General features: G+C 58.1%; 26 protein-coding genes. 24 read left to right on the top strand and 2 right to left on the bottom strand.

Features of this window, described 5'->3' with window-relative positions:
* Positions 1-244 precede the first annotated feature (244 nt).
* Positions 245-1,003 (top strand): 4-hydroxy-tetrahydrodipicolinate reductase, encoded by a 759-nt coding sequence (gene dapB / locus CIK74_RS04185; RefSeq protein WP_096254518.1) that lies wholly within the window; start codon positions 245-247, stop codon positions 1,001-1,003.
* Positions 1,000-1,464, top strand: a complete 465-nt coding sequence (locus CIK74_RS04180) for a hypothetical protein (protein WP_096254517.1) — start codon at positions 1,000-1,002, stop codon at positions 1,462-1,464. The genes dapB and CIK74_RS04180 overlap by 4 nt, the downstream gene beginning before the upstream one ends.
* An 84-nt stretch (positions 1,465-1,548) precedes the next feature.
* On the opposite strand, the gene CIK74_RS04175 is transcribed toward CIK74_RS04180, so the two are convergent.
* Together CIK74_RS04175 and CIK74_RS04170 are read right to left on the bottom strand one after the other, a co-directional pair.
* The gene (locus CIK74_RS04175; protein WP_141392864.1) at positions 1,549-2,268 is read right to left on the bottom strand and encodes a hypothetical protein; all 720 of its coding nucleotides are present in this window, start codon (positions 2,266-2,268) and stop codon (positions 1,549-1,551) included.
* 245 nt (positions 2,269-2,513) lie between these two features.
* Positions 2,514-3,692 (bottom strand): heparan-alpha-glucosaminide N-acetyltransferase domain-containing protein, encoded by a 1,179-nt coding sequence (locus tag CIK74_RS04170; protein WP_096254515.1) that lies wholly within the window; start codon positions 3,690-3,692, stop codon positions 2,514-2,516.
* A gap of 60 nt (positions 3,693-3,752) precedes the next feature.
* Here CIK74_RS04170 and dapA point away from each other — a divergent pair, with 60 nt between their 5' ends.
* From dapA to CIK74_RS04060, 22 genes are all read left to right on the top strand, one after another.
* Positions 3,753-4,664 (top strand): 4-hydroxy-tetrahydrodipicolinate synthase, encoded by a 912-nt coding sequence (dapA, locus tag CIK74_RS04165; RefSeq protein ID WP_096254514.1) that lies wholly within the window; start codon positions 3,753-3,755, stop codon positions 4,662-4,664.
* 19 nt (positions 4,665-4,683) lie between these two features.
* Positions 4,684-6,390, top strand: a complete 1,707-nt coding sequence (locus CIK74_RS04160; protein ID WP_096254513.1) for a ribonuclease J — start codon at positions 4,684-4,686, stop codon at positions 6,388-6,390.
* Positions 6,391-6,476: 86 nt separating this feature from the next.
* Positions 6,477-7,007, top strand: coding sequence for a hypothetical protein (locus CIK74_RS04155; protein ID WP_141392863.1), 531 nt, complete (start codon positions 6,477-6,479; stop codon positions 7,005-7,007).
* Positions 7,008-7,088: 81 nt separating this feature from the next.
* Entirely contained in the window at positions 7,089-7,571 is a 483-nt protein-coding gene (locus tag CIK74_RS04150) for a hypothetical protein (protein ID WP_096254511.1), read from the top strand.
* A 134-nt stretch (positions 7,572-7,705) separates the two neighbouring features.
* The gene (locus tag CIK74_RS04145) at positions 7,706-8,197 is read left to right on the top strand and encodes a hypothetical protein (protein ID WP_096254510.1); all 492 of its coding nucleotides are present in this window, start codon (positions 7,706-7,708) and stop codon (positions 8,195-8,197) included.
* Positions 8,198-8,635: 438 nt separating this feature from the next.
* On the top strand, positions 8,636-9,463 hold the full coding sequence (locus tag CIK74_RS04140) for an ATP-binding cassette domain-containing protein (RefSeq protein WP_096254509.1): 828 nt from the start codon (positions 8,636-8,638) through the stop codon (positions 9,461-9,463).
* On the top strand, positions 9,460-10,143 hold the full coding sequence (locus CIK74_RS04135; protein ID WP_096254508.1) for an ABC transporter permease: 684 nt from the start codon (positions 9,460-9,462) through the stop codon (positions 10,141-10,143). The genes CIK74_RS04140 and CIK74_RS04135 overlap by 4 nt, the downstream gene beginning before the upstream one ends.
* Positions 10,143-10,913 (top strand): ABC transporter permease, encoded by a 771-nt coding sequence (locus CIK74_RS04130; RefSeq protein WP_096254507.1) that lies wholly within the window; start codon positions 10,143-10,145, stop codon positions 10,911-10,913. Before CIK74_RS04135 ends, CIK74_RS04130 begins: the two co-directional genes overlap by 1 nt.
* The gene (locus tag CIK74_RS04125; protein ID WP_096254506.1) at positions 10,910-11,812 is read left to right on the top strand and encodes an ABC transporter substrate-binding protein; all 903 of its coding nucleotides are present in this window, start codon (positions 10,910-10,912) and stop codon (positions 11,810-11,812) included. Before CIK74_RS04130 ends, CIK74_RS04125 begins: the two co-directional genes overlap by 4 nt.
* A gap of 416 nt (positions 11,813-12,228) precedes the next feature.
* Positions 12,229-13,221 carry an ABC transporter substrate-binding protein gene (locus CIK74_RS04120; protein WP_240520454.1) on the top strand — a complete coding sequence of 331 codons (993 nt, stop codon included), beginning with the start codon at positions 12,229-12,231 and terminating at the stop codon, positions 13,219-13,221.
* Positions 13,218-14,141: a hypothetical protein gene (locus CIK74_RS04115; RefSeq protein WP_096254504.1), complete on the top strand. Its 924-nt coding sequence runs from the start codon at positions 13,218-13,220 to the stop codon at positions 14,139-14,141. Before CIK74_RS04120 ends, CIK74_RS04115 begins: the two co-directional genes overlap by 4 nt.
* Positions 14,134-14,979, top strand: a complete 846-nt coding sequence (locus CIK74_RS04110) for a class I SAM-dependent methyltransferase (protein ID WP_205738242.1) — start codon at positions 14,134-14,136, stop codon at positions 14,977-14,979. Before CIK74_RS04115 ends, CIK74_RS04110 begins: the two co-directional genes overlap by 8 nt.
* Before the next feature lie 3 nt (positions 14,980-14,982).
* Complete coding sequence (locus tag CIK74_RS04105; protein ID WP_096254502.1) at positions 14,983-16,296, top strand: opine metallophore biosynthesis dehydrogenase; 1,314 nt, start codon at positions 14,983-14,985, stop codon at positions 16,294-16,296.
* Positions 16,293-17,546: an MFS transporter gene (locus tag CIK74_RS04100; RefSeq protein ID WP_096254501.1), complete on the top strand. Its 1,254-nt coding sequence runs from the start codon at positions 16,293-16,295 to the stop codon at positions 17,544-17,546. Before CIK74_RS04105 ends, CIK74_RS04100 begins: the two co-directional genes overlap by 4 nt.
* Positions 17,543-18,664, top strand: a complete 1,122-nt coding sequence (locus tag CIK74_RS04095) for an iron ABC transporter permease (RefSeq protein ID WP_096254500.1) — start codon at positions 17,543-17,545, stop codon at positions 18,662-18,664. The genes CIK74_RS04100 and CIK74_RS04095 overlap by 4 nt, the downstream gene beginning before the upstream one ends.
* Before the next feature lie 28 nt (positions 18,665-18,692).
* On the top strand, positions 18,693-19,484 hold the full coding sequence (locus CIK74_RS04090) for an ABC transporter ATP-binding protein (RefSeq protein WP_096254499.1): 792 nt from the start codon (positions 18,693-18,695) through the stop codon (positions 19,482-19,484).
* 446 nt (positions 19,485-19,930) lie between these two features.
* Positions 19,931-20,284, top strand: a complete 354-nt coding sequence (locus CIK74_RS04085; protein ID WP_096254498.1) for a TM2 domain-containing protein — start codon at positions 19,931-19,933, stop codon at positions 20,282-20,284.
* Between the two features lie 257 nt (positions 20,285-20,541).
* Positions 20,542-23,469, top strand: coding sequence for a DNA translocase FtsK (locus CIK74_RS04080; RefSeq protein ID WP_096254497.1), 2,928 nt, complete (start codon positions 20,542-20,544; stop codon positions 23,467-23,469).
* Positions 23,470-23,472: 3 nt separating this feature from the next.
* The gene (gene pgsA, locus CIK74_RS04075; protein WP_096254496.1) at positions 23,473-24,084 is read left to right on the top strand and encodes a CDP-diacylglycerol--glycerol-3-phosphate 3-phosphatidyltransferase; all 612 of its coding nucleotides are present in this window, start codon (positions 23,473-23,475) and stop codon (positions 24,082-24,084) included.
* A gap of 14 nt (positions 24,085-24,098) precedes the next feature.
* On the top strand, positions 24,099-24,581 hold the full coding sequence (locus CIK74_RS04070; RefSeq protein ID WP_096254495.1) for a CinA family protein: 483 nt from the start codon (positions 24,099-24,101) through the stop codon (positions 24,579-24,581).
* 196 nt (positions 24,582-24,777) lie between these two features.
* On the top strand, positions 24,778-25,200 hold the full coding sequence (locus CIK74_RS04065) for a helix-turn-helix domain-containing protein (RefSeq protein ID WP_096254494.1): 423 nt from the start codon (positions 24,778-24,780) through the stop codon (positions 25,198-25,200).
* 76 nt (positions 25,201-25,276) lie between these two features.
* The gene (locus CIK74_RS04060) at positions 25,277-25,501 is read left to right on the top strand and encodes a DUF3046 domain-containing protein (RefSeq protein WP_096254493.1); all 225 of its coding nucleotides are present in this window, start codon (positions 25,277-25,279) and stop codon (positions 25,499-25,501) included.
* The last annotated feature ends 108 nt before the right edge of the window (positions 25,502-25,609 follow it).

Raw genomic sequence — 25,609 nt, 5'->3', positions numbered from 1 at the left:
TACTAAAAAAGTGCCAGCGCACCATCGCTTCAGGACAGTCCCCATTTTACTTGCCAACTCCTTGGAAGATCGTGAAGCTTATTTTTCCTTGAGTTGCCCAGCAATACAAGCTGGGCACCGTATATCTCAAGCTGTTCGCAAAAAATCTGATGCGTGTTCAACGCATTGCGGTGAGGACTCGAACGGGTAGACGTCACGTCATCGATGCCAATCGCGACCGTCTGCAAGCGATACGCTTAAAGACATGAGTGCACAAATTAAGGTTGCGGTGCTTGGTGCCGCAGGACGAATGGGCGAGGAAGCTGTTAAAGCTGTTTCCGCGGCCGCCGATATGGAACTCGTGGCCAGCCTCGGACGCGGCGCGGACCTCAACGAGATTCTGGAGGCCGGAGCAACCCACATCGTTGACCTGTCGGTCCCGGCAGCTACCGAAGCTAACGTGCGTTTTGCCGTGGAAAATGGACTGCACGCCGTGGTGGGAACCACTGGATGGGATGAGGAACGCCGCTCCAACCTTGAAGGGTTGCTCGCGCAGCACCCGGAAGTTGGTGTGTTGATCGCGCCAAACTTTGCCCTCGGCTCCGTGCTTGCCAGTGCATTTGCGGCCACCGCTGCTAAATACTTTGAATCGGTAGAGATTATCGAACTCCACCATCCGAATAAAGTGGATGCTCCCAGCGGAACTGCGGTACGCACCGCCGAGCTGATCGCTGCCGCTCGTAAGGCTGCAGGTGTTGCGAAAAGCCCAGACGCCACCGATACACAGCTCGATGGTGCTCGAGGTGCCCTCGTAGACGATGTGCATGTGCACTCGGTGCGTTTACGTGGCTTGGTAGCCCACCAGGAAGTCCTCTTTGGCGGGCCGGGCGAGCAGTTCACCTTGCGCCACGATTCCTATGACCGCGCCTCGTTTATGCCAGGTGTGCTCTTGGGTCTGCGAAAGGTTTCGGCACATGCCGGCCTGACTTATGGACTAGACGGATATTTGGAGTTGGGCCAGTGAAAACGAAACTCTGGGTAGGCGTAATTCTGCTTGTATTTGCCTTGTATATTTTTATGTCCTTCACCCAAGCGGTGCGTTTCATGAGCACCGGCGAACCGATCGCTATCGCCATGGGAGTAGCGGTCTTCGTGATTCCCGCTTTGGGTGTGTGGATCTTGATTCGCGAGGTGCTCTTTGGGCTTCGTACGGAAAAAATGGGCAAGACCCTTGCCGAGCTTGGGGAGCTTCCCGAAGATCTTCCTCGGATGCCCTCGGGGCGGTTCATTCGTGAAGCCGCGGATGCTGACTTCCCACGTCATAAGGAAGATGTCGAAGCGAATCCGGAGTCGTGGAAGTCTTGGTACCGTTTGGCTTTGGCTTATGACGCCAGCGGGGACCGCAAGCGTGCACGTTCTTCGATGCGTACAGCGGTGAACTTCTTTGTTGCCGATAAAAAAGCTTCGGCATCTAGCGACAAATAGAGCTTCAGAGCACTGATAAGGGAGTACCTAAACCCGCTTGGGTTTTGGTACTCCCTTTAGTTTTCGCTGCAGAATCTCGTCGGACTAGGTCACCGGTAGCCAGATGCACCGTTCAACAGAATCATCTTTCTCAACCACGTTATAAAGCTTCCATCCCTCGGGTTCTGAGTCTTCGGTAGTGCTCATCCCGTTGCCTGCGATGCTAATGCCGCGAATTTGATCATGGGCCGCGAACTCTTGCTTCGTTGCTTTGTTTGGTGCCAAATAGTATGGCTCGTCAAAGGGGAGGATATCTCCAGGAATGGCTTCGTTACAGATGCCGCCATAACCGCGCTTTGGGGCGGTCTGTACCGGGAGCCACGTCTTGTTTTTGCCGATCTGCTCTACGGAGATGGTTCTAGTTTCTTTCCAGGTTCCTCCTTGGGCACATGACCGGTCTGTATCAAACATGGTTCGTCGTGTTTCCATGATTTTGATTCCACCTGGTACTGCGGTGACCTTGTTCACCGAGTCCCCGCAACTACGTTCCACAGCAATTGGCTCTAGCAGCTGTTTCGGCTTCTGTTCATCAGCCAGCCAAAGATACATGAAGGTTGCATAGGCATTTCCATCTGAATATTCCAAGGTGGCTGCGGCGTCTTCAATGCCATCGTCGTTCAAGTCTGAGTACACTACGTCGCCGAGTTTGTAGGATGGCGAAAGCTTCTCGTCATCCTTGTTGACGGACTTTCCGTCCTGTAGTTTTACGATGGGACGTGGCTTGTTCTCATACCCTTCGCCCAACTTCCAATCTGTGTTGCCCAAGTCAAAATCTCGAAGGCTTAAAACTGACGGTGAGGGAGAAAGCGTCGGCGCGCTGGGCTGTTCTGCTGGGGCAGAAGAGCACCCTACGAGGGTAAGTAGAAGTGCAATAGCTGAAATTTTTACCGAGAGGGTATCGGTTTTACTTCTGCCACGTCCATGTTTTCTCATAAGGAAAGTGTAACTACACACTTGTCAGTCGTTCAAAACGCCTAACTTTTATTTCGTTCTTGAATGACGCCGGTAGGCTATTTCGGGTCACTATTCTTTTCGTCAGTTGGCAGGATGCTCAGATAACGTACGCCAGCCTCAAGCGGCCCGGCCTTGCCCGAATGGTGCAGTATCAACGCAGCCAGCAACATGAGAACACACAGCGTCCACCATTGAACCCAGGCAGAAAGGCCCACCTGCAACAGCGGCAGTAAGACCAAATGCCCAATGTATAACGTGAGTGGTGCCCGTCCAGCTGCTGCCAGCAGCGCTCCGGCATACCCTAGGTGGGGAGTCACTAAGAGCAGTATTGCCAACAGCGCCAGCGCGCATGCTGCGGCATGAATCGTGAAGATCATCGAACCCGAATGCGCGGTTGGCAACCAGATGTAGGACGATTCGCTCAAAAAACGGTCAAGATTGCCGGACGGAGAACGTCCAGTGACCATTGCGGTGAAAATCTGTGATCGTGGGATGCCAGCGACGGTACCTACTGCGGTTATCCACGGCAAGATTTTGAGCCAACCAATGAGCAGACTTAGTGCCGCGATAACTACTGCGCCGGCGCCCATCCAAGCGACGGTTTTCTTCTGTGAAAGGGGGAGCTTTCCGACAGCAACCCCCAATAAGCCAAAACCTATCCAAATCAACAACGGGTAATAGCCGGTAACTAGCAGATCAGCCAGAAGCAGACCGGGATGCGCGAAGTCGGTAAATGTGGGGTTATGTCCTAAAGATTGCGCAGCTTCGGCTGCAGCAAGCGGCCGCCAAGCCAACGGTGCGATGACCAGCCAGAAGACGGACAGAACCCATAATGCCCGCGCAGGCAGGTAGAGCGCTGGAATTAGCAGCAGAAATAGTAAGCCGTAGTGCACCAGGATGTTTGCTATCGATTCATTGACTGGGCCAATGAGTAAACCTAACACCGCGATGACCAAAGCTCTGCGCACTAACACGCCCACAGAAGCCTTCCGGGATAGCCCCTTGCGCTGTAAGGAACGGGCAAAGAGAGTTAGTGAAACGCCTGCCAGCACCATAAAGAGTACCGAAGCGCGGCCATTGGCGGTCGCTCCAGTGAAGGTCGGGGATAAGATCCCGGAATTGTCGAGGGCAAAGAGATCAAAGATGTGGGCGGCGAACATTCCCAAGATCGCCAACGCCCGAGTAGCGTCTAATCCGGTCAGTCTGCGCGACTTCGTTTGCACGTGCATAGACATATCGCATCACGTAACTACATGAATATGCCATCGTGACACTTCCGCGTGTAGATTTAAGCCATGGCAACTAGTGAAATTGATAATCAGTCATTCCCCTTCGGCACCGTACTGACCGCGATGGTCACCCCTTTCACCGAGGCAGGTGAGGTTGACTATGATGTCGCCGCGAAGCTGGCTATCAAACTCGTTGATGAAGGCTGCGACGGATTGGTCGTTACCGGCACCACCGGCGAGACTTCCACGCTGACCGATGACGAGAATATTGAAATGTTCCGCACCGTCGTTAACGCCGTGGGAGACCGTGCAGCGGTACTTGCGGGGTCCACGACTAATGACACTCGCCACTCTATTCGCCTGTCTTTGCGCGCCAAGGAAGCCGGAGTACACGGCATCCTGATTACCGCTCCGTACTACAACAAGCCAAGCCAGGCCGGTGTTATCGCCCACGTTAAGGCGATTGTCGAGGCCGTGGATCTTCCAGTGATGATGTATGACATTCCTGGACGCACCGGAATCGCGCTGAGCCCAGAAACTATCATTGAATTAGCGCAGATCCCACAGGTGATCGCGCTCAAGGATGCCAAGGCCGACTACCAGTCGACCACCACGGTGTTGGCGAACACCGATTTGCACGTTTATTCAGGCGATGACGGGTTGACCTTGCCGCTTATGGCAGCAGGCGCCGCAGGAGTCGTCTCTGTGACGGCTCACGTTGCGGCGGCTAAATACCGTACGCTTGTTGATGCGATGCATGCTGGCGATTTGGCCACTGCACGCGCTACACACTTCGAGCTGGATCCGATCCAGCGCGGCATCATGGGCCACATTCAGGGCGCAGTTGCTGCAAAATATGGACTTCACTGGCAGGGTGTCCTGCCGAACACCGTCGTTCGATTGCCACTACTGGCACCATCGGACGCAGAACTCGATGCCATCCGCGCGGATCTACGTGAAGGTGGATGGGATCTTTAACGAAAGGGCTTAACCGCTTATGACTGAAAGTTCGGTAGGCAAGGCCGATACTGCGCGTATGCAGAAACCATCCAAGCTGAAGAAGGGGACTTTACGTACCGTTCCGCTGGGCGGATTGGGCGAAGTTGGCCGCAATATGACCGTATTCGAGATCAACGGCAAGCTGTTGATCATCGACTGCGGAGTGCTCTTCCCAGAAGAGCACCAGCCAGGCGTGGACTTGATCCTGCCTGACTTCTCCTACATCAAGGATCGCCTCGAGGACATCGTTGGTGTGGTGCTGACTCACGGTCACGAAGACCACATCGGTGCCGTTCCGTACCTGCTGCGTCTGCGCGAAGATATCCCGCTGTACGGTTCGAAGCTGACCCTGGCGTTTATCGAAGCTAAATTGGCCGAGCACCGTATCAAGGCGATCACCAACGTAGTTGCCGAGAACGAGATCGCTCAGATCAGTGAATTTGAATGCGAATTCGTCGCTGTGAACCACTCGATCCCTGACGCGTTGGCAGTGTTTGTACGTACCGAAGCCGGTACCGTGCTGCACACCGGTGACTTCAAAATGGATCAGTTGCCACTGGATGGCCGCATCACCGACCTGCGCCACTTCGCCAAGCTGGGTGAAGAAGGTGTGGACTTGTTCCTCACCGACTCCACCAACGCCGAGGTACCGGGATTCACCGTGGCCGAACGCGAAATTGGTCCGGTGCTCGAAGCAAAGTTCGCTCGTGCCCGTCGCCGTATTATCGTGGCCTCCTTCTCCTCGCACGTTCACCGCGTGCAGCAGGTGCTCGATGCCGCAGCGATGCACGGCCGCAAGGTCGCGTTCATTGGCCGTTCGATGGTACGCAATATGGGTATCGCTGAGCGTCTGGGTTACCTGCACATCCCGCAGGGTGTCGTTGTAGACCTCAAGCAGATCGATCAGTTGCCCGATGACAAGGTCGTGCTGATGTCCACCGGTTCGCAGGGCGAGCCAATGGCAGCACTGTCCCGTATGGCCAACGGCGAGCACAAGGTTCAGATCAACCCGGGTGACACCGTCATCCTGGCTTCGAGCCTTATCCCAGGTAACGAGAATGCAGTCTTCCGCGTGATCAATGGTCTGATGCGTTTGGGCGCAGAGGTCATCCACAAGGGCATGGCCAAGGTGCACGTCTCCGGACACGCCTCGGCCGGCGAGCTGTTGTACTGCTACAACATCGTCCGCCCTAAGAACGTACTGCCGGTACACGGCGAAACCCGTCACCTGATCGCCAACGGCCGTCTGGCCGCGCTGTCCGGTGTTCCTGAAGAGAACGTGATCTTGGCCGAAGACGGCTCGGTCATCGACCTCAAGGGCGGCGTAGCCGAACTTGTTGGTCAGGTTGAATGCGGTTATGTCTACGTTGATGGTTCCAAGGTTGGCACCATTACCGACGAAGATCTCAAAGACCGCGTCACCTTGGGTGAAGAAGGTTTCATCTCGGTCATCACCGTGATCAACCGCCAGAACGGCACCTTGATCTCCGGACCGGATATCCACGCCCGCGGCGTTGCCGAGGACGATGCGGTATTCAACGAGATCAAGCCGAAGATCGCAGCAGCAATCCTGGAGGCAGTGGCGAATAACCCGAACCACTCCACCCACCAGCTGCAGCAGATTGTCCGTCGCGTCATCGGTTCGTGGGTGTCGCGCAAGCTGCGCCGCCGTCCGATGATCGTGCCGGTCGTGCTCGAAGCCTAAAGAACAAAATAAGTATTGCCTCAAACCAATTCTGGTTTGAGGCATTACTTATATCCGCGGAAGTATCTCAGGCTTATGATGTGCTCATGAGAAAGATTTCGGCGCAGAGTTCAAATAGATTGTTGCTCCCGATGGGAGCACTAGCGCTGATCGCGGGCGTGATCTGTGGCCTACTCGTGGTAGTGCTGATGTGGTTTTCGTCCCGCGATGAGGCGGTTATGGAGCCGGGCTCCGTCTCAGCGACGGGCGGATTTTGGCTCGAATATGGAGTATTTGCGGTTTATGCGGCGCTCATCGGTGGGGGAATTGCATTATTTCCGGGGCTGGGAGCTTATGTTGCAGTCTTCATTCAAGAGCTCAATAACCCGGATGCCTCGGGACAACGTCAAGCACTGTGGGCCGGATGGGGAGCTAGCATTGGTTCACTGCTACCCGCGCTGGTTTTGCTTGTTTTCTACCTCTCGGATCCATCGGATCACAGCATCTTGTATGTGGCCGCAGGCTTTGTTCTTCTCTGTTTTGCGCTGACTTACGTGCTCATTTATATGTTGCTGGGCTATTTGCAACGAAGAGATCACCGGACCGTCAAGAATAGTTTGCAGGCTCAAATCTCCTAATTGGTGATATCAGGTTTTATCGATATCACTGCAACGTCTTAAATATCGACAAGTCGACTTCGACTCGCATACGATCAACCCATGGCAAATCCTGCAAAACAAGCCAATGACTCGTTCACGCTACCGATCTTTGGTGTGGCGATAGTACTAGGGGTGCTCTTCGGGGCCGCACTGAGCACAGTCATTTTCTGGCCGGTGCTAACTCACGGGTCTTCGAATACATCGGTTAATTTTATCGGCGGACTTTTGCTTGCGGCGTTTAACGGTGCCTGGATTGGTGGTGTCATCGCAATCTTCCCAGCCACCGGTGCGGTGATTGGCTTAGCAATCGGTGACAAGAAGAACGCCAGCGCTGACGCCAGCCAACAGGCCAAAGTTGGTGCAATCGGAGCGCTGGTTGGCGGACTATTGGTCGTCGTAGGGCTGTCCTTGTTTCTTTACGTGAGCCTTGGGCCAGCTGTTTTTCTTGCCACCGCTGTCATCTTTCTCGGGCTGTGCTTCGCCGTTGCATGGAAAACTATTGGTTCGTTAGAGCAACGACGCGCGTCAAAGAGGAACTTTTAGCTGAAAATCGGCCGACATACTCGCATGAGTCGCAGGCTAGGTCAACTGAAAGATTCAAAATTAGGTTCGCATGAATCTATTCCGGCCCGCAATTCTCTCCTTGGTTAGAACGGTCTTTAACAAGAATGAACGATATGGTTGGCGAGAAAAAGCGCTGCCTTCTGCAAAAAACTTCGTGGCAGCTGCTTCCGCTGATCTCCAGCATGGTCTGGATGTTCTTGTTGCTCGTAGTGGACCCACTATTGGTTGACGCACCGTGGTGGAGTTACTTTGACTTCAGCTTTTGGTTTGCTCTGGCCATCCCACTAATTCCTTGGCTCGGAATCGCATCTCTCATGGCGATCCTGGGTGTGGCCGTCTCTTCTCGGCTGAGCAGTTTGCTACTTAGCCTGACCGCTTTAGCGATGGGAATTATCCCCGGCATTGTCTGGACGTTGCTGTTAAGTGACGTTTTTGATGGGGCAAGTTCTTTGCCGCTTACGCTCAGTGTCTCCCTCGCTGCGGGAACAATAGCGGTACCCCTGTCGTTGATCGTGCTCGCAAGGACATTTGTGGCCCGACGAAAGAAAGCTAGGGTGCCAACGAGTGCGTTTAATAATGGGTCTGAAGGCCAACCTGACCAATAAATTATGCGGGTAGATCTCCATCCCAGCTGTTTTTCAAGTGACGAAGAAGAAAACGGCATCGGCAGGAGGATCTGCACGCCCTGCACGTCTCTGGAATATTCCAGCAAAACCTTGCCAGTCTAAACTTCCGCGAGTATCGCTGAACCCAACGCGTTAGAAAACCCGCTTGTAACCGCGTCTTCGGCCTGAGCCAGAGGCATTCCACTCAAGCCTGTGATCATCACGGCTGAAGCGATTCGGACGGAGGGATCGGCGAAGCAGTCCTCCACGATAACTTTGAATTAGATACCCTCCTAAGGCTGGCCTGTATGGACCTAGCGTGTCGACACGGATTCCATTAAATGAGTAAATCCTGAACTGCTGTGATCGTGGAGCCGTTTTAAGGCAGAATTAGGCGCAACGACATGACAAGGAGTCAACGATGCTCGGGTACAACGCATGATCGAGTTCGAGAATGTTTCCAAGCACTATGCCGACGGAACGATGGCCGTCGAGAATTTCAGCCTGACTATCCCTGCTCGCAAGACCACGGTTTTTGTTGGTTCCTCGGGATGCGGCAAAACCACCTTGTTGCGCATGATCAACCGCATGGTTGATCCAAGCTCGGGGTCGATTCGCATTGACGAACAAGAAATCTCTACGAAGCCCGCCGTGGCCTTGCGCCGTAGCATTGGTTACGTCATGCAGAATTCCGGACTGCTGCCACACTTTACCGTCGCGGAGAATATTGCCACCGTACCCAGGCTTGAAGGTCAATCCCGCAAAGCCTCACGAGTCCGCGCCTTGGAACTTATGGAAACCGTGGGCCTGCCCGCATCCATGGCAGATCGGTACCCTCATCAGCTATCGGGTGGGCAACAGCAACGTGTGGGCGTAGCTCGGGGCCTAGCTTCAGACCCGAACATTTTACTTATGGATGAACCTTTTGGTGCGGTGGACCCAATCGTCCGCGCAGAGCTTCAACAAGAGCTCATCCGCCTTCAACAGGACCTTGGCAAGACCATAGTTTTTGTTACCCACGATATTGATGAAGCATTTTTGCTCGGCGACCAAGTTGTGATCCTCGCAGCCGGAGCGCAAAAGCTACAAGTGGGCAGTCCGAGCGAAATCATCGAAAACCCTGCCAATGACTTTGTTGCCTCATTCATCGGTACCGATAGGGGTGCCAGAGCGCTGAGCGTCAAACACACGCCACACGGCATGGTCCTCGTTGATTCGCAGGGGCGTACTCAAGGACGACTCATCGAAGACGGCTCCAGCTCGTGAACTGGATATCTGAGAACATAAGCCTCATCGGTTCACTGTCGCTAGAACACCTGCGACAGAGTCTGATTGCGATCTTAGTGGGATTCTTATTGTCGATTCCGTTGGGCTGGGTGGCTTGGAGATATCGACTCGTTAGAGGGCCTGTTGTGACGTTGACCGGGCTGCTCTACACCATTCCTTCGCTGGCCCTGCTGATGATCCTGCCTGTGCTCACCGGCATGAGCGCAATCAGCGAAGCGAACCTCATCGTCGCGTTAACCCTCTATGCTGTGGCAATTATGGTTCGTGGGGTTGTTGATGGACTGGATTCAGTTGACCCAGCGGCGCGCTCAGCGGCGACTGCGCTGGGCTATGGCTCAGCACGCAGGTTTTTTGCGGTAGACCTGCCACTTGCAGGACCTGTGATCCTGGCAGGTCTTAGAGTGACCGCAGTCAGCAGCATTTCTTTGGCAACGGTAGGAATTTTGGTGGGAGTCACCAACCTGGGTTACCTATTTACCAACGGATTACAACGTCGCATCATTGAAGAGGTATTTGCAGGAATTCTCGCCGTCGCATTGATTGCCTTGGCTGTGGATCTATTGCTCATCCTTGTTGGCCGCTGGCTGATGCCATGGACACGAGAACCTAAGAAGTCACAGCAAGCCGTCAAGAACGCTACTCGGCAGCAGGTGTCCTAATGGATCTTATTAACAAAGCAATTCAGTGGCTTTTCGCTCCGGAGCAATGGGAAGGCAGCGGGGGACTGCAGACTTTGCTCGGACAGCATCTACTATTCACCGTGGTGACAGTAGCCATCGCTGGGCTGATTGCAATTCCGGCCGGATGGGCCATTGGGCATACAGGTAAGGGACGCGAGATTGCAGTGGGTGCCGCAGGGATCGCCCGAGCCGTGCCATCTTTTGGTCTTTTGATCTTGTTGGTATTGATATTTGGTGTACTGCACAAGCCTGAGGCCGCGGTGCTTACCTTCGTGTTGTTAGCCATTCCCTCGCTCCTTGCCGGTGCATACACGGGCTTTGAAGCGATCGACAGGAAAACCATCGATGCGGCCCGCGCCATGGGCATGACCGAATGGCAAATCCTCTTCAAGGTAGAAATCCCGTTAGGTTTACCGTTGCTCGTAGGCGGAATCAGGTCAGCTGTCTTGCAGGTAGTTGCGACGGTGACCATCGCAGCCTACGTCAACCTTGGTGGATTGGGACTGCCCATTATCACCGGGCTGAACTTGCGCCGCTTCGACATGGTGCTTGGGGGAGCACTTATGGTTGCCGTGCTCGCGCTGCTTTTGGACTTGATTTTTGCCTTAGCGCAAAAACTCGCGGTACCGGCTGGGGTGGGACGCATAAATACAAAAATGCCTGGCAAAGTTGCGCCGGTCAGCGAAGCCGATAAAGATACAAAGAAGAGCCCTAACTATTTGCAGTCCAACGAAAAGGAAATGTCATGAAGCTAAAACGCATCATCGCTACGTCAGCCGCAGTCATGGCTGGAAGCCTCGCCTTGACTAGCTGCGGTGGGGGAGATCCTCTGGCAACCGAGAGCAACTCCGCTCCGGCAAGTGGTGAGAAAATTGTTGTCGGCTCACAGGCTTACTACTCCAATGAAATCGTTGCGGAAATTTACGCCCAAGCGCTAGAAGGCGCCGGCAAAGAAGTTGAACGAAAGTTCAACATCGGTCAGCGCGACGCTTACATGCCACAGCTCGAAGATGGTGCCATCAATGTGTTCCCCGAGTACACCGGTAACCTGTTGCAATTCTTTAAGGACGATACTAAGGCCCGCGCTTCGGACGAAGTGTACAAAGAGCTCGAAACTGAGTTGCCAGATTCGTTAGCAGTTCTTGAGCAAGCGAATGCTTCGGACCAAGACTCATACACTGTGACTCGAAAGTTCGCTGATGAAAATAAGCTGAAGTCCATTGAAGATTTGGCTGGCGTTTCAACGAAACTAACGTTGGGTGGGCCCCCGGAACTTGCTGAACGTCCATACGGTCCCAAGGGGCTTGAAAGCGTCTACGGAGTCACTGCTGACTTCTCCGGAACAGGCGACACCACAGTAGAAGAGTTGGTCGCCGGTACCGTGAACGTGGCCAACGTATTTACCGCTGACCCGCGCATCAAGACCGAGAATCTAGTGGTACTTGAAGACCCGAAGTCTATGTTCCTTGCCTCGAACGTTGTGCCAGTAGTATCTGCTGACTTGTCTTCGGACCTGGCTACCGTGCTGAATCCAGTCAGCGAAAAGCTGGATGCAGGCACGCTGGTGGAACTAAACGTGCAGAGTACCGTTGATAAAAAATCGGCTGCAGACATTGCTTCGGCATGGTTAGCTTCCGAGGGGCTCTGAGAATACACCCCGCAGAATTTAATATGTAGACGATCGGCTACCAGACTCGGATTACCCGGGACTGGTAGCCGATCGTTTCTGTTCGGTGCTTACGGCCCTTTACCTGATCCTGCTATTCCTTAGGGTCTGCATATTTTTGGGTGTGACTGCCGTCTAAACGATTGTTGACCTCGTCGTTAGTGATCAAGCTTCCGTCCACTTGGCTGGGTAAAGCGGCGGGGCAATTCTCGAATGAATGTCATGGAAGTTGCCGTGGGGCCTGAAGAAGGACAATAGTCATTTTGACAATTGATAATGATTCTCATTAGTGTTTGCTGTTGATGGCCAGGTGCGCCCCTTGAGACCCGACGTCTCAGCACTGGTCACCTCGAATGGAGCACTGATCTATGAAAAGAATCAATCCTTGGATGGTAGCCATGCCAGCACTCATCTTGACCGTGGCAACAGCCTGCGGATCCCCGGTTGGTTCCGCCGATAGCGCACCGACTGGATCATCGGCCGGGCCCATCACCTTGGACAGCTGCGGCCGGGAAGTCGTGTTCGACGCGGTGCCACGCAGCGTGCTCGCGGTCGGGTCGGAGGCGCCAGCCTTGCTGGCAGCCGCCGGGGCTGGCGACAAACTGACGCACTACGCCGGAAGCCTTCAAGTACCTTTCGACGAGGCCACTAAGTCCTTGGTCGATGACGCGGTGCGGATCACCGAGGACTCGCACGATGTCTCCTACGAAATGATTCTCGGCTCGGGGGCGGACGTAGTCATCGGAACCGATATTGCCGCCGGAGTAGATTTGGATTCCCTCGCCGAGCGCCTGGACTCGGCCGGGGTGCAGATGCTGACGGTAAGCGGCTACTGCGCCGGATTCGAAGACCGTTCTACCGGCGGGCTGAGCGGGTTCGAGCAGATCTACCGCGACGTCGAGTCCTACGGCAAGCTCTTTGGCACCGAGCAGGTCGCGGCAGAGTCCGTCCAAAGCATGCGCGATCGCGTCGCCGCGGCCGCGCAGCGCGTGGATCAGGAAGTCGGTCTGCGTGGGTTGCCGTTGTACGTGCCGGCCGCCGGAACCCTCGGCTCCTACGGGCATGAGTCACTGGTCTCCGAGCAAATGTCGTTGTTGGGCATGGACAACGTGTTCACCAAGGTGCCTAAGCGCTACTTCGAACCCTCCACCGAAGAACTGATCGCAAGCGCGGCCGACAAGGTCTTCGCCATGTACCTGCCAACCGGATCCTCAGCACTGGAAACCGACCAAGACGTGCGCGAGGCACTGCGAGATCGGCCCGAGCTGGACGGGCTATCGGCCATCGACGACGACGCAGCCGTGGTGCCGCTGAACTACTACTACTCATCGCCGGGCCCACTGGCCGTGGACGGAGTCGAGTTGCTGGCCGAACGACTGGCCAAGCCATGAGCCAGCCGGCGCAGCTGAGCCGTCCCGCGCACGGTGCTGGTGGCTTTCGCGCACACGCGGTGTCCACCGCGGGCCGGTCTCACCACGCCAAGTCCCAAGACACCCTCGAGGTCGACTTCGTGAAGCTCAGTCCGACCTGCAATACCACCGTGCTAGTCACCAGCAGGCACCCGACGTCTCAGTACCGTTCGATCGCCGACCAGCTGCTGCGCGCCGAGCATGTGCACGCCGAGCAGGTTGGATTTGTTCTGCCCGCCGTTTCATCGCAGGCGCAGGTGCGCCTGCACATGGCGGGGAACGAGTTCTGTGTTAATGCCACCCTGGCATTGGCTGCGTTGCACACCGCGACGCAGCACCTTCCGGGCCCGGCCGAACTTCGTCTGGAGACCTCGGGGTCCGCAGACCTGCTGGACTGCCGCGTCGAACGCCGGAACTCGGGCTACAGCTGCCAGCTGGACGGCCCGTTGCCGGTACGGATCGAACCGTACCGATTCCCGGGCTCCGCCGAGAGGACCTCCATGGTGCGGTACGCGGTCGCGGTGCACCTGGTCATCGAGTGCTCCGCGCACGACCAGGCGTTGCGCGAGCGTGCCGAGCAGGCCGCCGTGCAGTTGGGGCGAAGCGAAGCCGTCTCCGTGGTCGGGGTGATGCTTTATGACCCGGTGCGTGGCGAACTGGCCCCGCTGATCAACGTCCCGGCGCTGGGCAGCCTGGTGTGGGAGGGCAGTTGCGGTTCGGGAACTGCATCGCTCGGCGCCTATCTGGCCGCGAAGGCTCAAGCGCCGGTGTCCATCGCCGTGCGGCAACCCGGTGGCACCATGCACGTACAGGCAGACTACGAACGCGGAAAGGTGACCGGGCTGCGGGTCGCCGGGCAAGTGACCATAGTGGCCGAAGGGACGGCATACATCCATGGCTGAATCAACAATAGACACCTCGCCGGCTCTTGTCGGAAGCACACCGGACATGCCGGGCACGCTGGCTGAATACCTGAGCCGCTTCGAGGCGGGCGCCAACGGGTACGACGGCTCGATGCGGGATGCAGATGAGCTCGAAGAGCTACTGACCGAATATGCGAACTTTGTCACCAACCCGGCCAACGAGGCAGCCTTCGCGCAGTTTGCTGCAGCCACCGGCACTGATGAGTTGGTCGATGGGCTCCGCACCCAGTCGGCGCGCTGCGTGGCAGTTATCGAGAAGTACCGGGCGCTGCGGCTGTTGGAAGGGCAGGCGGGAGCGGAGGGCTACTTCGCCAACATCGAATCCTGCATCGCCGAGGAATTCGGGGCCGTCGTACTGACCGGGGACTCGAAATTGTTACTCGTCGGTTCGGGGTCCTTCCCGATGACATTGCTGAACGTCGCTTCGCGCACCGGCGCGTCCGTGCTTGGGGTTGATATCGACGCCGAGTCCATTGCACTGGGCCGCCGGGTCGTGGCCCAGCTCGGCGCGGGACTGGACATCGCGCTGGAGCAACGCGCACTGCACGAGCTGGACTTCACCGCGCAGGCCACCCACGTGGTGATCAGCTCCACGGTTCCGGTGAAATACGAGCTGCTGCAACAGATGCACGCGCTGACTCGCGAGGACGTGGTGGTGGCCATGCGATTCGGTGACGGGCTGAAATCGCTATTCAACTACCCGATGCAGCAGGTCGATCCGGCGCTCTGGCGGTTAGTGGACATCATTGATCAGCCAGAGCAGGTATTCGACATCGCGCTGTACGTGAAGCAGCAACCTACAACGGAAAGTAATTAGCAGATGGACGAATTAGGAAATATCCTCATCGCCGGGACCGGACCGGTGGCCGTGCAAAGCGCGGTGCTGCTTGGGCGGCTGCCCGGGCAGGTGGGCCTGGCCGGACGCGAATCGCGTCGTTCGGACGCCTTCTTCGCCGCGTTGGAGGCCAACGCGGGTACTCTTCGCGCCGAGGTCCAAAACGTCGCCCACCAGCGGGTAGCAGGTCACCTGCGTCTTGTGCACCGCTACCACGGTTACGGATCGGTATCCGGATCGTGGAACACCCTAGTGCTAGCGGTCACGGCGGATGCCTACCTTCCGGTGCTTCGCGAGCTGCCACCGAGCGTGTTAGCGGGATTCAAACGCATCGTGCTGCTCTCACCAGCCTTGGGCTCAGGGGCACTGGTGCGCGAGTTCGCCAGGACGCAGGACACGGACCTGGAAATCATTAGCTTCTCCAGTTACCTAGGTGATACGCGCTGGCCGGAAGGAACCCCGGGCGCCTGTGTGCTGACCGTCGGGGTCAAGGCACGCATCTACGCAGGGTCTACTCGAGGTGCATCACCGGCGGTGGCGCGACTGTGCGCGGTGCATGAAGCGGCAGGTACCTCGGTCCAGGTACTTGAGCAGCCGGCCGAGGCCGAGGCTCGAAACATCTCCCTGTATGTTCATCCGGCGTTGTTTATGAACGAGGTTGCGCTGCGCGCGGTCTTTGCCCGGGCCCTACCCGGGCAACCGGTGCAGCCTGCGCAGTATGTCTACAAGCTCTACCCGGAGGGGCCGGTCACCCCGGCGCTGATCCACTCCATGCTTCAGCAGTGGCACGAGCTTTCGGCTATCATCGCCGCACTGGGCGGGAAGGGTGTGAACCTGCTGGCCTTCATGCTCCAAGACAGCTACCCGGTGCACCCACAGAGCATCGACCCGGCCGACGTGGCCGCCTTCGAGCAGCTGCCGGCCATCCACCAGGAGTACCTACTCTACGTGCGCTACGCCTCGCTGCTCATCGACCCCTTCTCCAAGCCAGATGAGCAGGGGCGGTACTTCGACTTCTCGGCCATCGCCTTCCGCCCGGTCTTCGAAAATGACCAGGGTCAATGGGATGTGCCGCGGATGCCGAAGGAAGACTACTACCGCACCAAGATCATCCAGGGCCTAGCCCGCCACCTAACGGTGCCCTGCCCGACGATCGATCGCCTGTTGGCCGCCTACGAGGGTGCGCTACAAGAAGCTGCGCGCCAGCTCGATGGGCAGCCGCGCTCCGCGGCCTTCTCCGTCCAGGACTTCGCCGAGGACCTGCGCATGATCTGCTCTGGGATCGCGGTAGGCGCATGAGCGAGGCAGAATTGGACACCACCGAAAAGCTTCCTAGCGAGCGCAAGATCATCACCGAAATCTGGCCGGCCCTGCTGGCCTCGGCCCTTGGGTTGTTGCCCTTCACCGTGCTCTCCACCTTCCTGGTGCCGATTGCCGATTGGGCCGGAGCCGGTTATGCAGAAGTTGGTTCCTTACGCGGGCTGGCCGGGGTGGGCGCGGTGCTCGCCGGGGTCGGGCTAGCCCCGCTGATCGGGCGCATCACCCCGGGCAAGATCGCCGCCGCAGCCCTGGGGCTGATGGGGATCGCCGCGGTGCTCGGCACCTTCTCTGGGATGGCCGCGCTCGCGGCTTTCTGTCTGGCCACCGGGGTGGCCAACGCGTTGCTTTACCCGGCCCTTTCCACCGCGGCTGCAGATCACTTTGGCACCACACCGGCCGCGGGCCGTGCCGCCACCTTAGTCATGACCGCGCAGACTCTGGCCTCCACGGTGGGCGCACCGCTGCTAGTGCTGCCGGCCATGTTCTGGGGCTGGCAAGGCAACCTCATCGCCATCGCGATCGCCTCGATCGCGCTGATCCCGGCTTTGCTGCGCTATGGTCAGGGCGGCGGAGCCACGTCCGTGCCGGAGACAAGCAAAACAGCTGCGCGGCTAGGTTATGTCGCGGCCTTCCGCAACCTGGCTGCCATTCCTGGGGCGCGCGCCCTGCTGCTGGTCTCTTTCGGACGCGCCGGCGCGCTGATGGGGCATTTGGCCTTCCTCGCCCCGCTCTATGCGGACAAGCTTCAGCTTTCGCCCAGTTGGTTCGCCTTCGTCTGGGCCACCAGCGGCGGTGCGTTCTTCCTCGGGCACCTGCTGGCCGGCCGGATGCTGAACGCGGAGGACTCCGAACGACGCACCCGGGCGGTGATGGCGCTCTGCTTGGGCACTGCCCTGCTGGCATTGTTCTGGGTCTACCTCGCGCCGGTTCTGCCGTTGGCATTGGCTGGCACCGCGGTGCTCTCGGCCAGCCACGCGGTGGTTTCCGCCGCGGTAATGACCCTGCTGGTGGGACGTTGCACGCAAGTGCGCGGCACTGCGCTGAGCCTGAACGCCGCGGGGATGTCCCTAGGGCTTTTTCTGGGTACGGCAGCTTCAGGAGCAGCGCTGGCTGCCTCGGGGTACCTGGCTGCGGCGGTGGCGCTCGGCGGGTTCACCCTGATCGCTTTGGTCGCCGCGCTTAGCCTGCGCACCACAACCTCCAATAAGAAACTAGAAAGGTCATCATGACCACATTGGATCCAAAGCTGCTTAAGCCGCGCAGCGCTCCGGAGGTGGCTCCATTGGCGTTCACCGCAGATGATCTGGAGCATGAAAAGCGCACTCGGCACACCGCGCTGTGGATCGCCGGACTGCTGGCCGCGCTACTGGTCACCTTGCCGGTGGCAGTGGGTCTCGGTCCGGTGGCTATCGAGCCGGGCACCGTGCTTCAGATCCTCACACAGCACCTGTCCGGCGGCCAAACGACGGGCCTCTGGACCGACTCCGAAGAATCCATCGTGTTACTGCTGCGGGTGCCCAGAGTCCTTCTGGGATCCGCAGTCGGTGCCGGCCTAGCGCTGGCCGGGGTCGCCCTGCAGGCGCTGACCCGAAATATCCTGGCCGAGCCCTACCTGCTGGGTGTGACCTCCGGGGCCTCGACACTCTCGGCAGCCTCGATCCTGTTTGGGGCCGCGGCCGGCATCGGCTCGGCTTCGCTGGCGACCAGCGCTTTCGCCGGGGCTTTGGCCGCCGGACTCGCGGTGTTCCTGCTGGCCAAGGTCGGCTCACAGATGACCTCCACCCGGCTGGTACTGGCCGGGGTTGCCATCGGCTACGTATTACAGGCGCTCACCTCGTTGCTGATCTTCGCCTCTGATGACCCCAACGCGGGTCGCTCGGTGCTCTTTTGGACGCTCGGCTCGTTGACTCAGGCCACCGGCCAGTCTGCGCTGCTCACCTGGGTGGTCGTGCTCGGAACCGCCGCGCTGTTGCTGTACTGGTCCCGTCCACTAGATGCGTTGGCCATAGGCGATGCCACGGCCCAGACGCTGGGGATCTCTCCGGCGAAGCTGCGTGCGGCGGTGATGGTGGTGACCGCGCTGTGCGTCGGTGCGCTGGTTGCTTCCTCCGGCGGCATCGGTTTCGTCGGGTTGATCATCCCGCATATCGCCAGGCTCTGCGTGGGCTCCACACACCGCAAGCTACTGCCGGTGGCGGCGCTGCTCGGCGCGATCTTCTTGGTCTGGGCCGATGTGCTGGCTCGCACGGCATTGGTTCCGCAGGAGCTGCCGCTGGGTATCGTCACCGCCTTGCTCGGAGCGCCGTTGCTCTTCGTGCTGGTGCGCAAGCTGAACCCCACCCAATGACAACCAACCGCCCAAGGGGGCCCCAAACATGATCACAGCAACCGATGTATCCGTGGGCTACGGCGGCAAACTCGTCGTTCAATCCGCCGGCTTGCAGGCTGGGCCTGGAGAAGTTGTCGGGCTGATTGGCCCGAACGGCAGTGGCAAGTCCACCTTCCTGCGCACCATGTACGCAGCCTTGCGACCACGCGCCGGTCTAGTCACCCTCGATGAGCAGCCAATAGCCCAGCTGCGTGGCACCGAGCTGGCCCGCCGGGTGGCAGTGGTCGCCCAGGAAACGCCGACCGATCTGCCGGTGACCGTCGCTGACATGGTGCTGCTTGGCCGCGCACCGCATCGCAAGGCGCTGACCGCTTTCACTCGAGAGGACCACCAGGCAGTGGCCGCGGCACTGTCCCGGGTCGGTGCCCGAGAATTGGCCGATCGCCGCTATGCCACCCTCTCGGGTGGGGAGAAGCAGCGCGTGCTGGTGGCCCGCACGCTGGCTCAACAGGCGGACCACCTGCTGTTGGACGAGCCGACCAACCACCTGGACATCCGCTACCAGCACGAGTTGCTGCGCATGGTCGGGCAGCTCGGGGTCACCACGGTGGTCGTGCTGCACGACCTAAACCTGGCCGCACGCTATTGCACGAAGCTGGTCATGCTCCAAGACGGGAAGATGGTGGCCAGCGGCACCCCCGAACAGGTGCTCACCCCTGAGATGCTGCTGCGGGTATACGGGATCCATGTCGAACCGGTGTCCGTGCGCGGCACCCTACAACTAGTCTTCAGCATGGCCGACGAACTAGTAAGTGCGCCGGAGACGATTGCGCGATAGTGCTGTGGCCGTCACCACGGTAGAAGAACTGGTTGCCGGTACCGTGAACGTGGCCAACGTATTTACCGCCGAGACGCGCATCATGATTAAGAACCTTGGTGGCAGGTGAAGACCCGAAACCTATGTTCCTTACCGAGCGTTGTTCCAGTGCTTTCGGCTGATTTGGCCTCGTGACGCGGCAAGATCTATGGAGCGTTCATAAGTATCTTGTTTAGTTTCGATACCCGAATCTTTGTACTGTGGACTGCCAAATTTTTAGCCGCGATGTAGCTTTGCGCGCTGTACACAGGACTGAGAGTTTGTCGCTTCGGAGCATGCTCATCGATTCAACTAAAACACCGTAATCTGTTCGCAACCTTCGCCACGAGTGTTTCACTGAATAGCTTGCTGGTTTGCCAAGTAGTATTTTTCGTTTAGGCATGGCACCGAACAACAGCAGGAGAAAAATGTCGGTTTCCCCGAACAACTATCAATACACCGCATCTGAAAATGGTGCGTATAACGGTGAAGGCAAGAAGAACTTCATCGTTACCTGGCTGCTGTCGTGGTTCCTAGGCGTTTTGGGAGTCGACCGATTTTACCTAGGGAAAATTGGCACAGGTATCCTAAAACTTGTCACCCTGGGAGGCTTCGGAATTTGGGCCTTGATAGATATCATTCTTATCCTGTGTGGCACCATGCGCGACAAGTCAGGTTATACCCTGGCCGGCTACGAGCAGCACAAGAAGATGGCGCTGATAGTCACGGTCATCTTCATGGTTCTCGGTATCGGCACTAGCTGGGAAAACTTCAGCTACTAACCCGAACAGTGCTCAGCGGAGTGGCCAAGTACGTCGCACGATTCTTTCTTGGGAGTTTTTGCTCAGACAGCCCATCTACCCCGTACCTAGCCGTCCGCTGGTTGAGTGTTTACCACCTAGCCTGACCGCCGGTCACACACTAGCGCTGTCGGAATCACGCAGAGAATACGGCACTGTGACCAATAGCGGGTAGTACCAATCCCCGGCCAGACGTGTAAATTCGGCTGGTATTCAGTAGGTGGCGATACCCTAGAACTATGGCCTCACGCACTCAGTCGCAGGGGGAGAAGAAGCCGACGACGCGCAAACCGCGAACGTCGAGCTCTTCGCCTGCCAAAAAAACGCCCGAGAACCCGGAACAGGATCTCGCTCTTCCACTGCGCGCAATTCGCAGCATGTGGATGGGCATCGCCCGGATTTTTGGTGGCGCCTTCCGCCGCATCGGCGCGACGGTCAAACCCGACTTTGAGCTACGCCGTGACGGCACCGGACTCTTTCTCACGCTGATCGCGATCACCATTGCCATCGTCGAGTGGTGGGGCCTACGCGATGTGGGCTGGTTCGGACGCGGCGTGCACGCGGTGGCCGGAGGCTCAGTGGGCTTCATGGCGGTACTGTTGCCGGTGATACTGTTCATCGGTGCCTTCCGACTCTTCCGCTACCCGGAAGCAGACGCATCAAATAACCGCATCGGAATTGGCCTGTTGATGATGACCCTGGCAGGGGCCTCTGTGGCCGCCTTGGCCAACGGATCACCGTCGGTCAGTGACGATTTCTCTGCCCTCTGGGCTGCCGGCGGCATGGTCGGGTCGATCCTGGGCACCCCGTTAGGACTGATGATCTCGGTCCCCGGCGCGATGGCAGTACACATCTTCTTCCTTATTCTTTCGGTGCTCGTGATGACCGCGACCCCGCCATTGCAGATCGCCTCGCGCGTGCGCATTGGTTACAACCGGTTGCTCGGTCAGGACCCACACCGCGAACGTACCGCGCCCACGGTGGCGCAGTCTGCGGTACTGGACCCCCACGCCGAAACACACGACCAGACCTATCTATACCCGGATGCTGAGCATGAGCCAGCGGCGAAGCCGAAGAAGAAGAATTTCTTCGAACGCCGTGCGGAGGCTAAACGCGTCTCCGAGGTATACAACGTAGATGGCGACGGACACGACGAGCGCCCCGGTGATGTCGCCTACGATAAAGCCGTCATTGACCCCGCGGAGCCCGCAACCAACGCGCTGCCCCTTTCCGAGATCTACGACGCGGATTCCACCGCCACCGAGGCAATTGCGCGTCCAGACCTGGCCGCTAAATCCGCGGCTGCTGCCGCTCCTGCTGTCCCGCCACCGGGCGTCAAACGCCCCACCAAGGCCGAGGCCGAGATGGCTGCGATCATGGAACAAGTTGGCCTAAACAGTGTCAGCGAACCCGAGCCAGACACCGATGCGATGCCGACCGTCGCGGTGAACCACACCCGACCGGCTCCCGCACTGGAACCAATCCCGCAGCGTACCGAACAGCTTCAGCTTTCCGGCGATGTCACCTATACGCTGCCACAAGATGACTTCCTGCCCGCTGGCCCGCCAGCTAAGGAAGCTTCCGAGGCCAACGAGGCCATCGTCGCGGCGCTGACCAATACGCTGCAGCAGTTCAAGGTGGAGGCCCACGTCACCGGCTTCTCCCGCGGTCCCACGGTGACCCGCTACGAGATCGAGCTGTCCCCGGGCACCAAGGTGGAAAAGGTCACCGCGCTGTCCAAGAACATCTCCTACGCGGTGGCCTCCTCGGACGTGCGCATCCTGTCGCCGATCCCCGGCAAGTCCGCCATCGGCATCGAGATCCCGAACACCGATAAGGAAATCGTCGCCCTGGGCGATGTGCTGCGCTCGAATAACGCGCGCAAGACCGAGCACCCGATGGTGATGGGCGTGGGCAAGGACGTCGAGGGCGGCTTCGTCGTGGCGAACCTGGCCAAGATGCCTCACCTCTTGGTCGCCGGTGCTACCGGCGCCGGCAAATCCTCCTTCGTGAACTCGATGATCACTTCGATCTTGATGCGTTCCACCCCGGACGAGGTGCGCATGGTGATGGTTGACCCTAAGCGTGTGGAGCTCACCGCCTACGAGGGCGTGCCACACTTGATCACCCCGATCATCACCAACCCGAAGAAGGCCGCCGAGGCACTGCAGTGGGTGGTCCGTGAAATGGACACTCGCTACGATGACCTGGCGAACTTCGGTTACAAGCACATCGACGACTTCAACAAGGGCGTGCGTGCCGGCAAGGTGATCCCGCCCGAGGGGTCCAAGCGCGTGATGAAACCCTACCCATACCTGCTGGTCATCGTCGATGAGCTCGCCGACCTGATGATGGTTGCCCCACGAGATGTGGAAGATTCCATCGTGCGCATCACCCAGCTGGCGCGTGCCGCCGGCATTCATCTGGTGCTCGCTACGCAGCGTCCCTCGGTGGATGTGGTGACCGGCCTGATCAAGGCCAACGTGCCATCGCGCATGGCCTTCGCAACTTCCTCGGTCACCGACTCACGTGTGGTGCTCGATCAGCCCGGAGCCGAGAAGCTGCTCGGCCAGGGTGACGCGCTCTTCTTGCCCATGGGTACCTCCAAACCCATGCGTGTTCAGGGTGCCTGGGTGACCGAATCGGAAATCCAGCGCGTGGTCAACCACGTGCGCGGTCAGCTCAAGCCCGAATACCGTGATGATGTCACCCCGGTGGCTGAGAAAAAGAAGACCATCGATGAGGATATCGGCGACGATTTGGACTTGCTGTTGCAGGCCACCGAGCTTGTGGTCACCAGCCAGTTCGGTTCCACCTCGATGTTGCAGCGTAAGCTACGTGTTGGCTTCGCCAAGGCCGGACGCCTGATGGACCTGATGGAATCGCGCGGCGTGGTGGGACCTTCGGAGGGTTCCAAGGCCCGCGATGTGCTGATCCAGCCTGATGACCTGCCAATGGTGCTCGCCGCCATGCGTGGGGACGATGACGCCACCAACCATCAGGCCACCGCCGCCGAAGCAGCACTGGTTAACGAGGCCAATGTGAATCACGCCGAACCGGTGGATCTGGTTGCCCAGGACCTGGCTAAGCGCGAGCCCGCCACCGAATACTTTGATGAAGCCGACGAACCGGGCGAGGACGCCTGGGACCTGACAGGAAGAAACTAAACCATGAGCGCGCACGCCCCGCAGCCCGAGGATTCCCCGGCGCACGCCCCGGTCCCGAACCTGAACATTGCTAACGTCCTGACCACCGTCCGCATCATCATGGTGCCGTTCTTTGTCTGGGCCTTGCTGGCTGATAACAGCGAACAAGGCCTGTGGCGCTGGGTGGCCCTGGCGCTGTTCGTGGTGGCCATGTACACCGACAAACTCGACGGAGACCTGGCCCGCAGCCGCGGACTGATTACCAACTTCGGTAAAATTGCGGATCCTATCGCGGACAAACTGCTCACCGGCTCCGCGCTGGTAGTACTGTCCATGCTCGGCGAACTGGCTTGGTGGATCACCCTCGTGATCCTGGTCCGCGAGTGGGGTATCACGCTGCTGCGTCTGGCAGTGATCCGCTATGGGGTTATCGCCGCAAATATGGGCGGCAAGGTGAAAACCGTGATGCAGGCGGTGGTTATCGGCCTTTACCTGCTGCCATATACCCAGACGATCGACTGGCTGAACATGATCGCGTTCATCTTGATGTTGCTGACCATGGCGGTCACCGTGCTGACCGGTTTGGAATACATCTACAAGGCCGCCAAGCTGCGTTCTGCAGCCAGGGCCAAGTAGTTTAGGTGCAGCGCATGGAACCCCAGGCCATCCCGGTGATCACGGCGGCGATCGCCGCAAACGTTCAAATCGCTACCGCCGAATCGTTAACTGCCGGTTTGATCGCGGCCACGCTTGCCGAGGTGTCCGGCGCTTCGGCCGTTTTGCGCGGGGGAGTGATCAGCTATTCTTCCGAGGTTAAGGCTTCACTGCTTGGGGTGGATCAATCCTTGCTGGCCCAAGCTGGTTCGGTAGACGGGGAAGTCGCCCGCCAGATGGCAGTTGGTGCGCAAAGTGCCTGTGGTGCGCAACTAACGGTCTCGGCCACCGGGGTAGCCGGACCGCAACCCCATGACGGAAAAGCCGTAGGCACAGTATTCATTGGCTGGGCCTACAAGGAAGAATCTGGTTTTGTTGCCCACCACTTTGTGGGGGATCGCGCCAAAATCCGAGAACGAAGCACCATCGCGGCGATCAATCAGCTAGCTGCCATTTTGGGTAAAGCTTCTTCACAGTAAGACGCGAGATACTATTAATACCCAGAAACTTCACAATATTTCACTGATATGTGGCGTACGTCGCATATTTATGATTAGGCTGAGGTGTCGGGAACAAATCCGTATAACGTGTGGTTATACGAATTGAAGGGCCGAAGGTTTGGCTCTTCGGCAAGCTGTATCTTTTGAGAAGGACCTAGGAGTAGAGGCTATACACATGGTGAAGCAACCCGTAACTGTCAATGGTGTCGTCCGTTGGCGCGATATGGGAGAAGCCCATTCGGTCCAGCCCGAGAAGGAGGAACGCAAAATGGTAGTACTCCGGCATGAAATCGGTGACGTCCTGCGCGATGTTCGTCAACGTCAGGGCAGGACCCTACGCGAGGTTTCCCATAGCGCCCGTGTTTCCCTTGGATACCTATCCGAGGTTGAGCGTGGCCAGAAGGAAGCATCCTCTGAGTTGCTTTCCTCCATCTGCACCGCCTTGGAGGTGCCGCTCTCACTGATGCTTCGTGAAGTTTCCGATCGCATCGCATTGGCCGAGGGTGTAACTATTCCGGATACCGTTCCATTGGATCTGACCAATGAATTCGCCGCGGACGTCGAAAGCCGCAACGGCAAGCCACTGGCATCGGTCTAATCTCAACCTAAGTTTTCGACTCGAGGGCCCTCGCAAATGCGAGGGCCCTCGTGTTATGCATGGAAGAATATGAGTCGTGAAAAATAGTGAATTCTGGCGAAATATGGATCATGAATTTGGTTCGATCTATTCGCGCACCCTGGCTGATTCGCTTGCGCTCACTGAGCTGCAGAGCATGAATGCCACCGAAGCACTAGGAAAAGGAATCAAGCCCAGAGAGGTTTGGGAAGCGATCTGCCGCGCGCAGGATCTGCCACCCGAGCGTTGGTTGGGCGTGGATCTGGAAATCAAAGAGCCCTAAGCACGCGACTTCCGCGCGGTGCAGTCTTCGAAGAACTGAAAAATATTCGAAACACGCTTACTTGATTTCGAACATCTGTTCGGATTAGGTTATTCTATTAACAACAGC

It is taken from the genome of Glutamicibacter sp. BW77 (genome assembly GCF_002332285.1).
Classification (GTDB): domain Bacteria; phylum Actinomycetota; class Actinomycetes; order Actinomycetales; family Micrococcaceae; genus Glutamicibacter; species Glutamicibacter bergerei.
Note: the sequence above shows the minus strand (reverse complement) of the source record. Positions and strands in the feature narration are given on the sequence as shown.

Coding starts and splice junctions, on each gene's coding strand:
- dapB (WP_096254518.1), top strand. CDS start 245: ATGAGTGCACAAATTAAGGTTGCGGTGCTTGGTGCCGCAGGACGAATG.
- CIK74_RS04170 (WP_096254515.1), bottom strand. CDS start 3,692: ATGTCTATGCACGTGCAAACGAAGTCGCGCAGACTGACCGGATTAGAC.
- dapA (WP_096254514.1), top strand. CDS start 3,753: ATGGCAACTAGTGAAATTGATAATCAGTCATTCCCCTTCGGCACCGTA.
- CIK74_RS04160 (WP_096254513.1), top strand. CDS start 4,684: ATGACTGAAAGTTCGGTAGGCAAGGCCGATACTGCGCGTATGCAGAAA.
- CIK74_RS04155 (WP_141392863.1), top strand. CDS start 6,477: ATGAGAAAGATTTCGGCGCAGAGTTCAAATAGATTGTTGCTCCCGATG.
- CIK74_RS04150 (WP_096254511.1), top strand. CDS start 7,089: ATGGCAAATCCTGCAAAACAAGCCAATGACTCGTTCACGCTACCGATC.
- CIK74_RS04145 (WP_096254510.1), top strand. CDS start 7,706: ATGGTTGGCGAGAAAAAGCGCTGCCTTCTGCAAAAAACTTCGTGGCAG.
- CIK74_RS04140 (WP_096254509.1), top strand. CDS start 8,636: ATGATCGAGTTCGAGAATGTTTCCAAGCACTATGCCGACGGAACGATG.
- CIK74_RS04130 (WP_096254507.1), top strand. CDS start 10,143: ATGGATCTTATTAACAAAGCAATTCAGTGGCTTTTCGCTCCGGAGCAA.
- CIK74_RS04125 (WP_096254506.1), top strand. CDS start 10,910: ATGAAGCTAAAACGCATCATCGCTACGTCAGCCGCAGTCATGGCTGGA.
- CIK74_RS04120 (WP_240520454.1), top strand. CDS start 12,229: ATGCCAGCACTCATCTTGACCGTGGCAACAGCCTGCGGATCCCCGGTT.
- CIK74_RS04115 (WP_096254504.1), top strand. CDS start 13,218: ATGAGCCAGCCGGCGCAGCTGAGCCGTCCCGCGCACGGTGCTGGTGGC.
- CIK74_RS04110 (WP_205738242.1), top strand. CDS start 14,134: ATGGCTGAATCAACAATAGACACCTCGCCGGCTCTTGTCGGAAGCACA.
- CIK74_RS04105 (WP_096254502.1), top strand. CDS start 14,983: ATGGACGAATTAGGAAATATCCTCATCGCCGGGACCGGACCGGTGGCC.
- CIK74_RS04100 (WP_096254501.1), top strand. CDS start 16,293: ATGAGCGAGGCAGAATTGGACACCACCGAAAAGCTTCCTAGCGAGCGC.
- CIK74_RS04095 (WP_096254500.1), top strand. CDS start 17,543: ATGACCACATTGGATCCAAAGCTGCTTAAGCCGCGCAGCGCTCCGGAG.
- CIK74_RS04090 (WP_096254499.1), top strand. CDS start 18,693: ATGATCACAGCAACCGATGTATCCGTGGGCTACGGCGGCAAACTCGTC.
- CIK74_RS04085 (WP_096254498.1), top strand. CDS start 19,931: ATGTCGGTTTCCCCGAACAACTATCAATACACCGCATCTGAAAATGGT.
- CIK74_RS04080 (WP_096254497.1), top strand. CDS start 20,542: ATGGCCTCACGCACTCAGTCGCAGGGGGAGAAGAAGCCGACGACGCGC.
- pgsA (WP_096254496.1), top strand. CDS start 23,473: ATGAGCGCGCACGCCCCGCAGCCCGAGGATTCCCCGGCGCACGCCCCG.
- CIK74_RS04070 (WP_096254495.1), top strand. CDS start 24,099: ATGGAACCCCAGGCCATCCCGGTGATCACGGCGGCGATCGCCGCAAAC.
- CIK74_RS04065 (WP_096254494.1), top strand. CDS start 24,778: ATGGTGAAGCAACCCGTAACTGTCAATGGTGTCGTCCGTTGGCGCGAT.